Here is a 13056-nt window from a genome sequence, read left to right as displayed (position 1 = left end):
GAAGGACTGCGAAAAGGTGACCACCACCGTTCCTGCCGTGCAGGACCCGGCCGAGCGTCAGGACCAGGCCCCGGCCTCGCCCTGGCGCTCGGCCTGGCGCCGCCTGCGCCGCCGCCCGATCGCCATGGTCGGCCTCGGCATCATCGTCTTCTTCGTGCTGGCCGCACTGCTCGCCCCGGTGCTGACCGGGATCTCCGGGTGGGGGCCGACCGACACCGACAAGCACGCCGTCGACCCCTACCTGGCCGGCCTGCCGCGCGGCAGCTTCGGCGGCGTGGGTGTCAACGGCCACTGGCTGGGCGTGGAGCCGGGGCTCGGCCACGACATCTTCGCCCGGCTGCTCTACGGCGCCCAGATCTCGCTGCTGGTGGCGTTCAGCGCCGCCGTGCTGATCACCGTGGTCGGCGTCACGCTCGGTGTGCTGGCCGGCTACTTCGGGGGCAAGACCGACATGGTGATCAGCCGGTTCATGGACATCATGATGTCCTTCCCGAGCCTGATCTTCATGATCGCGCTGCTCTCGGTGGCCAAGGACGTCAACCGGATCCTGCTGCTGATCATCGTGATGAGCCTCTTCACCTGGCCGTACATCGCCCGGGTGATCCGGGGTCAGACCATCTCGCTGAAGCACCGCGAGTACGTGGAGGCGGCCCGGGCCAGCGGCATCAGCAGCGCCCGGATCGTGCTCAGCGAGATCCTGCCCAACCTGAGCAGCACGATCATCGTCTACATCACCCTGGCGATCCCGACCCTGATCGGCTCCGAGGCGGGCCTGACCTACCTGGGCGTCGGTGTCCAGCCGCCGACCCCGTCCTGGGGCCAGATGATCGCCGACTCCCAGCTCTACTACAAGCTCGACCCGATGTTCTTCATCCTGCCCTGTGCCTGCCTCTTCCTGGTGGTGCTCGGCTTCACCCTGCTCGGCGACGCACTCCGCGACGTCCTCGACCCGAAGGGCGGTAACGGATGACCACCTTCCTGCTCCGCCGGCTAGCCGGAATTGCGCTCACCCTGCTGGTGATCTGCGCGGTCACCTTCACCATCTTCTACCTGCTGCCGAACGACCCCGCCCAGGCGTTCTGCGGCAAGGACTGCACCCCGGAGCACGTGGCCGAGGTGCGCCAGCAGATGGGCCTGAACAAGCCGCTGATCGTGCAGTTCGGCAACTACGTCTGGGAGATCTTCGCCGGCCGCACCATGGGCACCGGCAGCTACGCCGTGCACTGCGGCTTCCCCTGCTTCGGCTACTCCTTCCAGACCGGCATGCCGGTCTGGAGCATGATCACCGACCGGCTGCCGATCAGCGTCTCGCTGGCCATCGGCTCCGCGGTGCTCTGGCTGGCTATGGGCCTGCTGGCCGGTGTGGTCTCCGCGCTCCGCAAGAACGGCTGGGTGGACCGGGTGCTGATGATCGGCACCATCGGCGCCGCCGCGATGCCGGTCTACTTCACCGCGATGCTGCTGCTCTACTTCTTCTGCGCGCAGCTCGGCTTGATCCCGTATCCGCGGTACGTCAACTTCACCGACGACCCGGTCGGCTGGAGTCAGAACATGCTGCTGCCCTGGCTCACCCTGGCGCTGGCCACCGCGGCCATGTACGCCCGGATGACGCGCAGTTCGGTCCTGGAGACGCTGAGCGAGCCGTTCGTCCGCACCGCCCGGGCCAAGGGCCTGCGCGAGCGGCGGGTGGTCGGCAGGCACGGGCTGCGGCCCGCGCTGACCCCGGTGGTCACCATGCTCGGCATGGACCTCGGCGGCCTGCTGGCCGGCGCGGTCATCACCGAGCAGCTCTACGGCCTGCCCGGGGTCGGCAAGCTCTTCGCCGACGCGCTGCACAAATCCGACCAGCCGGTGATCATGGGTGTCACGCTGGTGGCCTCCTTCTTCATCGTCTCGTCCAACCTGGTCGTGGACGTCCTCTACGCCTGGATCGACCCGCGAGCGAGGCTGTCGTGACACTGCTCGAAGTCCGCGACCTCGCGGTTGAGTTCAACACCCCCGACGGAATCGTCAAGGCCGTCAAGGGAGTCGACTTCTCGGTGGACCGGGGACAGGTGCTCGGCCTGGTCGGCGAGTCCGGCTCCGGCAAGTCCGTCACCTCGCTGGCCGTGATGGGCCTGCACCGCGGCGCCAAGGTGACCGGCTCGGTGAGGTTCGACGGCACCGAGCTGATCGGCGCCGCGCCGGAGGCGGTGCGCAAGTTGCGCGGCCGCCGGATGGCGATGGTCTTCCAGGACGCGCTGACCGCGCTGCACCCGTACTTCACCATCGGCGACCAGATCGCCGAGGCGCACCGGGAGCACTTCGGCTCCAGCCGCAAGACGTCGTGGGCCCGCGCGGTGGAGGTGCTCGGCGACGTCGGCATCCCCGAACCGGCCCGCCGCGCGGGGGAGTATCCGCACCAGTTCTCCGGCGGCATGCGCCAGCGCGCCATGATCGCGCTGGCCCTGGCCTGCGAGCCCGACCTGGTGATCGCCGATGAGCCGACCACCGCGCTGGACGTCACCGTGCAGGCCCAAGTGCTCGACCTGCTGGTCAAGTTGAAGGACGACCGGGGGCTCGGCATCATCATGATCACCCACGACCTGGGGGTGATCGCCCGGATCGCCGACGAGGTGCTGGTGATGTACGGCGGCTCGGCCGTCGAACAGGCCGGTGCCGACACGCTGTTCACGGCCCCCCGGCACCCGTACACCCGCGGCCTGCTGGAGTCGCTGCCCCGGCTCGACGCAGAGGGGGAAGAGTTGCGCGCCATCCCCGGCAGCCCGCCCTCGCTGCTCGCCCCGCCGTCCGGCTGCGCCTTCCACCCGCGCTGCGCGGTCTACGCCAACTCCCCCCACCAGGGCTGCACCGCCGAGCGCCCGCCGCTGATCGCGGTGGCCGAGGCCCACCGCAGCGCCTGCAGCCACCCCGAGGTGACCGAATGACAACCCCTCTGATGCAGGTCAGCGGCCTCGGCATGACCTACCCCGCGCGCCGCCGGGGCGCCGGGATCAAGGCGGTGGACGGGCTGGACTTCGAGGTCCGGGCCGGTGAGACGCTCGGCCTGGTCGGCGAGTCCGGCTGCGGCAAGTCCACCACCGGGCGGATGCTGGTCCGGCTGCTCGACCCGACGGCGGGCCGGGTGCGGTTCGAGGGCCAGGACATCGGCGACCTGAGCCAGCGCCAACTGCGTCCGCTGCGCGCCAAGTTGCAGATCATCTTCCAGGACCCGTTCGCCTCGCTGAACCCCCGGCAGACCGTGCAGCAGATCATCAGCGCCCCGCTGCGCGCCCAGGGCGTGCCAAAGGCCCAGCAGGTCAAGGAGGTTCGGGAGCTGATCCAGCTGGTCGGCCTGGCCCCCGAGCACCTGGAGCGCTATCCGCACCAGTTCTCCGGCGGACAGGCCCAACGCATCGGCATCGCCAGGGCGTTGGCCACCCGGCCGGCGCTGGTGGTGGCCGATGAGCCGGTCTCCGCGCTGGACGTCTCGATCCAGGCGCAGATCGTCGGCCTACTGGAGCGGCTGCAGCGGGAGTTGGGGGTCGCCTATGTCTTCATCGCGCACGACCTGGCGGTGGTCAAGCACATCAGCCACCGGGTCGCGGTGATGTACCTGGGCCGGATCGTCGAGATCGGCGACAAGGAGCAGGTGTACGCCAACCCGGCGCACCCGTACACCAAGGCCCTGCTCTCCGCCGTGCCGCTGCCGGATCCGGCGGCGGAGCGGAACCGGGAGCGGATCGTGCTGCTCGGCGACCCGCCGAGCCCCGCGAACCCGCCGAGCGGCTGCACCTTCCACCCCAGGTGCCCCAAGGCGCAGGAGATCTGCCGCAGTGAGCCACCGCTGCTGCAGCTGACCTCCGGCGCCGGGGAGCGGCAGGTCGCCTGCCACTTCCCGGAGCACCCGTAGAACTCCCGGCCGGGCGCGGTGGGGACCCTCATGAGGACCGCTCCCGGCCGGGCTCCATCGTTTTGGACACGTGCAGCATCGCTTCGGACAAGTGCAACGTGAACGTGAGAGGGCACACCATGAACCCGCCCGACCCCATCGAGGGCGCCGCCGAGCTCTTCCCGCTGGACCCGACCGTCGCCCACCTCAACCACGGCTCCTACGGCGCGATGCCGATCGAGGTGAGCCGGGCCCAGGACGCCTTCCGGGCCGAGCAGGAGGCCGACCCGGACGGGTTCTTCTGGGAGCTGCCCGGCCGGGTCGCCGCCGCCCGCACCGCGCTCGCCCGGCTGCTCGGCGCCGACCCGGCCGGCCTGGCGCTGCTCAGCAATGTCACCGAGGCGGTCGCGGTGGCGCTGGACAGCATCCCGTTCGCGCCGGGTGACGAGATCCTGGTGACCGACCACGGCTACGGCGTGGTCAACCTGGCCGCCGAGCGGCGCGCCGCCGAGTGCGGCGCGACCGTGCGCACCGTGCCGGTGCCGCTGGATGCGGCCGACCCGGCCGATGCGGTGCTGGCCGCCGTCGCTCCGCGCACCAGGGCGGCCATCCTGGACAAGATCACCTCGCCCACCGCCCGCGAGCTCGCCACCCCGGCCCTGCTGCGCGCCCTGGCCGCCCGCGGCGTGGTCACCCTGGTGGACGCCGCGCACGCACCCGGCATGCTGCCGGTGGCACTGGACGTCGAGCCGGCCGACTTCTGGTTCGGCAACCTGCACAAGTGGGCCTTCGCGCCGCGCCCGACCGCCCTGCTCGCCGTCTCCGCACCCTGGCGCTCCCGGGTGCGGCCTCTCACCTACTCCTGGGAGCACGCCGGCGGGTTCCCGGGGAACGTGGAGTGGCGCGGCACGGCCGACTACACAGGGTGGCTGGCGGCACCGGCCGCCCTCGCGCTGCTGGAGCGGCTGGGCCTGGACCGGGTGCGCGAACACAACGCCCGGCTGGCCGGCTACGGGCAGCGGCAGCTGGTGGAGCGCGCGGGCCTGGCGGCGCTGCCGCTCAGCCCCGGGGTGGCGATGGCCGCCGTGCGGCTGCCCGCCGGGGTGGCCGAGGCCGAGGAGCAGGTGCGCCCCTTGATGGAGGCCGTGCGGGACCGGCTCGGCGCCCGGGTCGCCGTGCGTCCGTGGCCGGGTGGCGGGGTGCTGCGGGTCAGCGCCCAGGTGTACAACCGGCCCGAGGAGTACCGGACGCTGGCCGACGGGCTGGCCAAGCTGCTGACCGCACTCTGAGCGACCGGACCTGCGGGGTTCGGACGCCCGGGGTTCAGATCTCCAGGGCGGCTTCCAGGAGCCTCAGCTGATGGCGGGACATCGCCAGGTTGGAGCGGCTGCGGGCCAGCGCCAGGTAGAGGAACAGCCCGCGGCCGTTCTGCTTGGTCAGCGGCCGGATCAGGTGGTACTGGCCGGTCAGCGTGATCAGGATGTCCTCGATCTCGTTGTCGTGCAGTTTGAGCAGTTCCATGGTGCGCATCTTGGCCCGCACCACGTCGGTGTTCCCGGCGGCGGCGACGTCCAGGTTCAGCTCGCCGCCCTCGCCGCCGAGGGTGCCCAGTGCCATTCCGCTGCTGTAGTCGACCAGGGCGACGCCGATTGCGCCGTCGATGGTCATCGCTTCCTTGAGTACGGTCTCCACATCCACCACGGCCGGTCCCCTTTTCTCCCTATTTCCACTGATCGGTGCCCATGACTGTAGGGAGCGCGGCAACGGTGCGTTGACCGTTGAACACAGCTGAGCGAATTCGATCAAACACATATCAAAGGCGACCGCTAGTGGCGGGCAAAACGGTGTGATCGATGTCAGTCCGGGCGGGTAACCTCAAGCTCAGATGGACCATCAGCACAACACCCGTGACCCCAGGAGCAGCGCCCTGTCCGCCGAAGAGATGAGCCCCGCCGAGGCCTACTCGGCCGCCCGCCGCCGCGCACAGGAGCAGGCCAGTGCGCTGTACGGCTTCCAGGAGCTCTACGACTTCCCGCTCGACCCCTTCCAGATAGAAGCCTGCGAGGCGCTGGAAGCGGGATCCGGCGTGCTGGTCGCGGCTCCCACCGGCTCCGGCAAGACCATCGTCGGCGAGTTCGCCGTCCACCTGGCCCTGCAGAGCGGCCGCAAGTGCTTCTACACCACGCCGATCAAGGCGCTGTCCAACCAGAAGTACGCCGACCTGGTCAAGCGCTACGGCGCCGCCAAGGTCGGCCTGCTCACCGGTGACAACAGCGTCAACGGCGACGCACCCGTGGTCGTGATGACCACCGAGGTGCTGCGCAACATGCTCTACGCCGGTTCGCAGGCCCTGAACGGCCTCGGCTACGTGGTGATGGACGAGGTCCACTACCTCGCCGACCGGTTCCGCGGCGCCGTCTGGGAGGAGGTGATCATCCACCTCCCGGAGTCGGTCACGCTGGTCTCGCTCTCGGCCACCGTCTCCAACGCCGAGGAGTTCGGCGACTGGCTGGACACCGTGCGCGGCGGCACCAAGGTGATCGTCTCCGAGCACCGCCCGGTGCCGCTCTGGCAGCACGTGATGGCCGGCAACCGGATGTACGACCTGTTCTCCAACCCGGACGTGGACGGCCGGCCCAAGGGCAACCAGAAGAACCCCGCCAAGGCCGTCAACCCCGAGCTGGTCCGGCTGGCCCGCTCCGAGGGCGACCGCAACCCCCGGTTCGCCGGGCGCGGCCGCGGCCGCACGATGCCGAACGGCCGCCCCAACCGGATCTGGACCCCGGGCCGGGTGGACGTGATCGACCGGCTGGACGCCGAGGGCCTGCTGCCCGCCATCACCTTCATCTTCAGCCGGGCCGGCTGCGAGGCCGCCGTGCAGCAGGTGCTCGGTTCCGGCCTGCGGCTCAACAGCGAGCAGGAGCGCCGCCAGGTGCGCACCATCGTCGAGGAGCGCTGCGCCGCCATCCCCGACGAGGACCTGCACGTGCTCGGCTACTTCGAGTGGCTGGACGCGCTGGAGCGCGGCGTCGCCGCCCACCACGCCGGCATGCTGCCCAGGTTCAAGGAGGTCGTCGAGGAGCTCTTCCTCCAGGGCCTGGTCAAGGCGGTCTTCGCCACCGAGACGCTGGCGCTCGGCATCAACATGCCGGCCCGCTCGGTGGTGCTGGAGAAGCTGGTCAAGTGGAACGGCGAGAGCCACGCCGACATCACCCCCGGCGAGTACACCCAGCTCACCGGCCGGGCCGGGCGGCGCGGCATCGACGTCGAGGGCCACGCGGTGGTGCTCTGGCAGCGCGGCATCAACCCGGAGGCGCTGGCCGGGCTGGCCGGCACCCGTACCTACCCGCTGCGCTCGTCCTTCAAGCCGTCCTACAACATGGCGGTCAACCTGGTCGCGCAGTTCGGCCGGCACCGCTCCCGGGAGCTGCTGGAGACCTCGTTCGCCCAGTTCCAGGCGGACCGCTCGGTGGTCGGCATCGCCCGCCAGGTGCAGCGCAACGAGGAGGGCCTGGCCGGCTACGAGGAGGCGATGACCTGCCACCTGGGCGACTTCGACGAGTACATGAACCTGCGCCGGCAGCTGAAGGACCGGGAGAACGAGCTGGCCCGCGAGGGCAGCAGCCAGCGCCGGGCCGCCGCCGTCGAGTCGGTCGAGGCGCTCAAGCCGGGCGACGTGATCCATGTGCCGACCGGCCGGTTCGCCGGCCTCGCGCTGGTCCTCGACCCGGGCCTGCCGCCGGTCACCCGCAGCCGGGGCGGCCTGCGCCACCCCGACTACCAGGACGGCCCGCGCCCGGTGGTGCTCACCGCCGAGCGCCAGGTCAAGCGGCTCGCCATGATCGACTTCCCGCATCCGGTGGTCGCCATCGAGCGGCTGCGGATCCCCAAGTCCTTCAACCCGCGCAGCCCGCAGTCCCGCCGCGACCTGGCCTCCACGCTGCGCACCAAGGCCGGCCACCTGGAGCCCGAGCGGTTCCGCAAGGGCCGGGCCGCCGCCGCCGACGACTCCGAGATCTCCCGGCTGCGCACCGAGTTGCGCGCGCACCCGTGCCACGGCTGCAACGAGCGCGAGGACCACGCCCGTTGGGCCGAGCGCTACCACCGGCTGCACCGCGACACCGAGGTGCTGGAGCGCAAGATGCGGTCCCGCACCCACACCATCGCCCGCACCTTCGACCGGGTCTGCGCGCTGCTCACCGACCTCGGCTACCTGTCCGGCGACACCGTGACCGCCGACGGCAAGCGGCTCGGCCGGCTCTACGGCGAGCTCGACCTGCTGGCCTCCGAGTGCATCCGTGAGGGGGTCTGGAAGGGCCTGGCTGCCGCCGAACTCGCTGCCTGCGCCTCGGCGTTGGTCTATGAGTCCCGCCAGGCCGACGACGCCGGCGCGCCCCGGGTGCCGGAGGGCAGCGCCAAGGAGGCGCTCGGCCGGATGGTCCGGATCTGGGGCCACCTGGACGCGTTGGAGGAGCAGCACCGGATCAACACCGCCGAGGGCGTCGGCCAGCGCGAACCCGACCTGGGCTTCGCCTGGGCCGCCTACCGCTGGGCGCTCGGCCACAGCCTGGACCAGGTGCTGCGCGACGCCGAGATGCCGGCCGGCGACTTCGTGCGCTGGACCAAGCAGTTGATCGACGTGCTCGGCCAGATCCAGGACGCGGCCGGTGAGGACGTCGAGCTGCGCGCCACCGCCCGCAAGGCGGTTGACGGGCTGCGGCGCGGCATCATCGCGTACTCCTCGGTGGGGTGACCACCGGCTTGGCGTGACGACGCATGAGGGCCCCGGGAGATCCCGGGGCCCTCATGCGTCAGGCGTCAGCCGAGCTGGAAGGTCGCCTCGACCGGGTAGTGGTCGCTGGGCGAGTTGGTGTCCAGCTGGCCGGCGGTCCAGCCGGCCTGCGGGTCGAAGTCGGCCTTGACCTGCGGCAGCGCCACCGGGGTCGGGCGGCCCGCGGCGTTCAGGTAGCCGAGGTAGTCCAGGTCGTCGCGGTAGTCGACCGGGAAGGTCTCGATGCCGGCCATGTACTGGCACCAGGCCGAGACGGTGCAGTCCATGGTGGTCAGGCTCTGGCTCGGGTCCAGTGCCGGGGTGCCCAGCACGCCGCCCACCGCGTTCTGGGCGTTGGTGTAGTCGCCGCGCGACTGGCCGTGGTAGTACTCCACGTTCAGGTCGCCGCCGAACAGCACCGGGGCGCTGCTGCCGACGATCCCGTTCACCCAGGAGCGGATCTCGCCCAGCTGGGCGAGGCGGGTGGCCTGGGTGGTGTCGGTGGACGTGTCCGACTCGTCGGCCTGCAGGTGGGTGCCGGCCACCCAGGTCCTCACGCCGCCCTTGTCGACCTGGACCAGGGCGGCGCCCTTGTCGGCGTGGTAGTCCCAGGTGCCGTAGGTGGAGTTCGAGAAGACGTGCTGGTACTGGGCGGTGATCGGGTACTTCGAGAGGATCATCGTCCCGCCGTTGATCACGAACGGGGAGCTGGAGCAGTTGCCGCTGGTGCCGTTCCAGCCACCGCCGGAGCAGGTGCCGCCGACCACCGGGGTCCGGTACGGGTACAGGTCGGCCAGCTTGCCGTTGATGTCGCTGATCGAAGAGTCGTTGAACAGCTCGTCCAGGATCACCACGTCGTCGTTGTGCTGACGGATGATCGACTCGATCACCGGGGTGCGGGTCGAGGCCTGCTCGTTCTGGCTCCAGTCGACCACGGAGGTGCCCAGGTCGACGTTCCACGCGAAGACGGAGAGGGTGCTCGCGCCGGCGGGGGTGGCGGCTGAGGCGGACTGGGCGGTGCCGCCGAGCAGGGCGGTCATGGCGGCGGTGGCGGCGAGCGCGGCGGCGGTGCGGCGCAGGGTCATGGGGGTTCGGCTCCGTGGGGACGAGGGTGAGCGGTGCATGACGCCCGGAACCGTAGCTACCCGTCGGTACATCGGGAAGAACGAGAGCCGACGAATTGTCGGCGGCAACGTGTCTGTACAACGCAGGCCTGCTGCGAGGGTAGCTGTCTGGCCAACCTTGACGGCCGCTCAGGGGCCCGGCGGCCCGGTCAGTCGAAGGTGCCGAGCGCGCTGCCGAGGGACCGCAGGCCCGGGGTCGTACGCGGGCCGTACTCCCACGGGCTGCGGTAGTCGGCGGCCGTGCCGCCCCGGTTGACCTCCAGCCGGGGATCGGGGCCGAGGTCGACGGCGTCCGGGCCGGCGGCGAAGCCCCAGCCCGGCGGGAGCGCCACGCCGACCCGGCCGGCGATGTCGGCGGCGAAGGTGATGGCGTCGCCGTGGGTCGGCGCCGGGCCGGCGGGGTCGTAGCGCAGCTCGCGGCGGTCGGCGTGCCGCTTCCACTCGGTCAACCGGGCGTGGGCGAGCTGGTACTCGGCCTTGCCGATGTCCCAGCCCCGGCAGTAGTGGAAGCCGTGGGCCGCCGTACTCTCGTCGGAGAGGACCCCCACGGGCGCCAGACCGGTGCGGATCTCCTGCCCGAGCTCGTCGACCAGGCCGACCATCACCCGGCCGGTCGGGTCCGGTGCCAACCAGTGGCCATCGTCGAGGAGTTCGGCGGCCTCCGGGGTGAGCGGCCGGCCCAGGTCGACATAGAGGTAGAGCTTGCACGGCGGCCGGACGGCGAGATCGCGCCGCGCGCGGTCGGCGCCGGCATCGACGGCCACCGCCAGCTCGGTGCACTGGCCGTGCAGGTAGCGCAAGGCGCGGTCGTAGGCCCAGCGCCAGTGGTCGTGCTCGTACCAGGGCCGGGTCGTGCCGGCGTCCTCGTCCGGGGGCAGGTCGGCGGGCGGGACGGTGAAGGCGAGCCGCCCCAGTTCGTCCACGTGGTCGACGGCCACCGGCTCGTGCTGCCGGGCCTGCGGGTCCCAGCGGCTGAGCGGCGGGTGCCGGGGCGGTTCGAAGGCCAGCAGGAGCCGCCAGTCCTCGGCCTTCGCGTGGTCGAGGCGGATGACGCTGCCCGGGACGGGCTCGCCGTGGGACGAACGCACCGTGCCGCCCAGCTGGACCCGGAACATCGCGTCGGTCGCGACGTCCGGGCGGGGCAGCTCGGTGACGTCGGAGTGGAGCTCGATCACGGCCGGGCGCAGGCCGATCGTGGCGGCCTCGATCCGGTCCTTCGCCACGCGGTGGATGTGCTGGTGGCAGGCCCGGTAGTGCCGCTCGGCCATCCAGGCGAAGTCGCCGAGCACGGCCGCCTGGCTGGGGCCCTCGCCGGTCGGCCGGACGTTGCAGGTCACCGGGTAGCCGCCGCGCGGCCCGGAGCCCAGCTTCTTGATGGCGGCGTCCTCGAGGTGGAAGCGGCAGCGCAGGGTGAGCCCCTGCCGGTCGAGCACGGTGTGTCCCGCGATCCTCGGATCCCCCTCGATCTGGAAGTAGTCGTCGAGATGGAGCTTGCCGTGCCGGGGGCTGTCCGCCGAGCCCGGGATCTCCACGATCTCCAGGCCGCCCGGGTAGCCGGCCCGCTGGCCGAAGAGGTGGAGCGCGGGCGCCACCCGGATCAGGCTGAGCCCGTCGGCGTGGCCGCGGTCGGTGTCGGCCCGCAGCACAAGCCGCGGCGCGGCGCCGAGCACCGTGATCTTCACCTCCTTGCTGGTGACCCGGTGGAGCTCCTTGGTGCGGCCCGTCCTGGTGTTGCGCACCACCACGTCGAGTTCGGCCCGCACCTCGATGCGGTGGTCCTCGTGGCTCCACTTGGAGCTGATCACGACCTGGGTGTTCGGCGGCGGCGCCGGCCGCGCCTGGGCGGGGGAGAGGAACTCGGTGCGCCCGTCGGCGAAGGAGTGCCGCATGGCGGGGTCGTGCTTCTCCGCGATGACCACCGGCGCCTCCCGCTCCGCCACGTCGTGCAGCAACGAGCGCGCCTTGAACGGATGTTGGTGACCGTACGGCTCCACCACGTGGTCCAGCACCCAGTCCTGCGGGCTGACCGAGACCTGGTACTCGGCGAACACCAAGTCGACGCCGTCGCCCCAGAGATGGGGATGGTCATCCGGGTAGTGCCCACGAGTGCGGACGGACGGGCTGACCCGCACGGTGAGTTCCGCCGTCGGCTCCTGCCGCCGCCTCCTGCGGCGGTGTCCCCGCACGGGTGGCACAACTACCGGGGCGACCACGGGCTTTGGATGGACGTCAGCGGGGGCCGCGGACTCCAGATGGGCGGCGAGCGGGTCCCCAGTCGGCTCCAGGGGCGGCCCGGCCGGCGCGGCGCGCTTGCGGCGGTGCCGCAGCAAGGCCAGCGCGCCGAGCAGGACGGCCAGCGCCGCGGCCGCGCCGGCCGCCACCGGTGCGTAGTTGGTGTGCTTGCCGCCCGTGGACGACGGCGCGGTCGCACCGGCGCCCCGGGTGAAGGAGGTGCTCTGCGGGTCCGAACTGACGTTGTTCTGGGTGTCCCGCGCGATGACGGTCACCTCATGGGTGCCGGCCGGCACGTTGTCCAGGGGCAGATCGCTGAGCGTGCTGCCGGTCTGCGCCTTGCCGTCGAGGGTCCAGTCGTAGACCAGCTGCGCGTCCGAGGCCTGTCCCGAGACCTTCGTACTGCACACCACATGGCCGGTAGCCTGCAAGGAGCTGGTGTCGCAGGACAGTTGGGTGGTCAGCGTGGGCGTGGCGGGGGCGCTCGCGGCGGTCGGGCAGGCGGGCACTGCCTGCAGGGCCGCGTCGGTCTGGGCGGCGACCTGGTTCATGGTGTCGGGCGGCAGCGCCTGCGAGGTCCCATCGGCGTTGACCACCTGACCGGCGTCGGTGTACACGGAGTAGCAGCCGCGGCTGAACAGCAGGGTCGGCACCGCGCCGGTGCTGCCACCGCCGAACTGCTCGCCCGTTTCGCCGTAGGTCGTCTCGGGGCGCGCCGGGTCCGACGGGTTGGTGCCCGGCGCGCTGGCGAAGGCGCGGGCCTCGGCAGGGCTGTTGTAGAGCGTCACGGAGACGGTCCCGCCGGTCGAGTAACCCCCGGCAGGGGCCGGGTCGGTGGTGTAGATGCGCTTGGTGCAGCTGTTGCCGGCCTGCACGGGCACGGGGGAGGCCGACCCTCCCGCAACCGGCGGCAGGCCGGACGGCAGCAGGGCGCACAGGTCGGTCGGGTTGCCGGTGTTGGCGGTCGCGCGGCCTGGCGCGACGCCCAGCGTGAGAAGTGCGCAGACCGCTCCGGTGGCGAGTCCCCGGAGCAGCGTTGCGCGCACGGCGGCCACCGG

The 13056-nt window shown here is 71.6% G+C and carries 9 protein-coding genes; 6 read left to right on the top strand and 3 right to left on the bottom strand.

From position 1 onward, the window contains the following. Positions 1–16: 16 nt before the first annotated feature. The 5 genes from P3T35_RS12800 to P3T35_RS12780 all read left to right on the top strand — a co-directional run bounded on the left by P3T35_RS12800 (position 17) and on the right by P3T35_RS12780 (position 5160). A complete protein-coding gene (locus tag P3T35_RS12800) occupies positions 17–970 on the top strand; it encodes an ABC transporter permease (protein WP_280705931.1) in 954 nt (317 codons plus the stop codon). Next, positions 967–1956: an ABC transporter permease gene (locus P3T35_RS12795; protein ID WP_101379402.1), complete on the top strand. Its 990-nt coding sequence runs from the start codon at positions 967–969 to the stop codon at positions 1954–1956. Before P3T35_RS12800 ends, P3T35_RS12795 begins: the two co-directional genes overlap by 4 nt. Then, entirely contained in the window at positions 1953–2927 is a 975-nt protein-coding gene (locus P3T35_RS12790) for an ABC transporter ATP-binding protein (RefSeq protein WP_180356357.1), read from the top strand. Before P3T35_RS12795 ends, P3T35_RS12790 begins: the two co-directional genes overlap by 4 nt. Continuing rightward, positions 2924–3892: an oligopeptide/dipeptide ABC transporter ATP-binding protein gene (locus P3T35_RS12785; RefSeq protein ID WP_101379401.1), complete on the top strand. Its 969-nt coding sequence runs from the start codon at positions 2924–2926 to the stop codon at positions 3890–3892. The genes P3T35_RS12790 and P3T35_RS12785 overlap by 4 nt, the downstream gene beginning before the upstream one ends. Before the next feature lie 119 nt (positions 3893–4011). Next, positions 4012–5160, top strand: coding sequence for an aminotransferase class V-fold PLP-dependent enzyme (locus P3T35_RS12780; RefSeq protein ID WP_101379400.1), 1149 nt, complete (start codon positions 4012–4014; stop codon positions 5158–5160). Between the two features lie 34 nt (positions 5161–5194). Here the strand turns inward: P3T35_RS12780 and P3T35_RS12775 are convergent, their stop codons facing one another. Beyond that, positions 5195–5572: a hypothetical protein gene (locus tag P3T35_RS12775; RefSeq protein WP_101379399.1), complete on the bottom strand. Its 378-nt coding sequence runs from the start codon at positions 5570–5572 to the stop codon at positions 5195–5197. A gap of 184 nt (positions 5573–5756) precedes the next feature. Here P3T35_RS12775 and P3T35_RS12770 point away from each other — a divergent pair, with 184 nt between their 5' ends. Further along, complete coding sequence (locus P3T35_RS12770; RefSeq protein ID WP_101379398.1) at positions 5757–8624, top strand: DEAD/DEAH box helicase; 2868 nt, start codon at positions 5757–5759, stop codon at positions 8622–8624. 65 nt (positions 8625–8689) lie between these two features. On the opposite strand, the gene P3T35_RS12765 is transcribed toward P3T35_RS12770, so the two are convergent. Next, a complete protein-coding gene (locus tag P3T35_RS12765; protein ID WP_101379397.1) occupies positions 8690–9727 on the bottom strand; it encodes a sphingomyelin phosphodiesterase in 1038 nt (345 codons plus the stop codon). Positions 9728–9915: 188 nt separating this feature from the next. Next, positions 9916–13044, bottom strand: a complete 3129-nt coding sequence (locus tag P3T35_RS12760) for a hypothetical protein (RefSeq protein ID WP_143676755.1) — start codon at positions 13042–13044, stop codon at positions 9916–9918. Positions 13045–13056 lie beyond the last annotated feature (12 nt).

The organism is Kitasatospora sp. GP30 (assembly GCF_029892145.1).
GTDB classification, from domain to species: Bacteria; Actinomycetota; Actinomycetes; order Streptomycetales; family Streptomycetaceae; genus Kitasatospora; species Kitasatospora acidiphila.
This window is presented reverse-complemented; position numbering and strand designations above follow the sequence as displayed.

Coding starts and splice junctions, on each gene's coding strand:
- P3T35_RS12795 (WP_101379402.1), top strand. CDS start 967: ATGACCACCTTCCTGCTCCGCCGGCTAGCCGGAATTGCGCTCACCCTG.
- P3T35_RS12770 (WP_101379398.1), top strand. CDS start 5,757: ATGGACCATCAGCACAACACCCGTGACCCCAGGAGCAGCGCCCTGTCC.
- P3T35_RS12785 (WP_101379401.1), top strand. CDS start 2,924: ATGACAACCCCTCTGATGCAGGTCAGCGGCCTCGGCATGACCTACCCC.
- P3T35_RS12780 (WP_101379400.1), top strand. CDS start 4,012: ATGAACCCGCCCGACCCCATCGAGGGCGCCGCCGAGCTCTTCCCGCTG.
- P3T35_RS12765 (WP_101379397.1), bottom strand. CDS start 9,727: ATGACCCTGCGCCGCACCGCCGCCGCGCTCGCCGCCACCGCCGCCATG.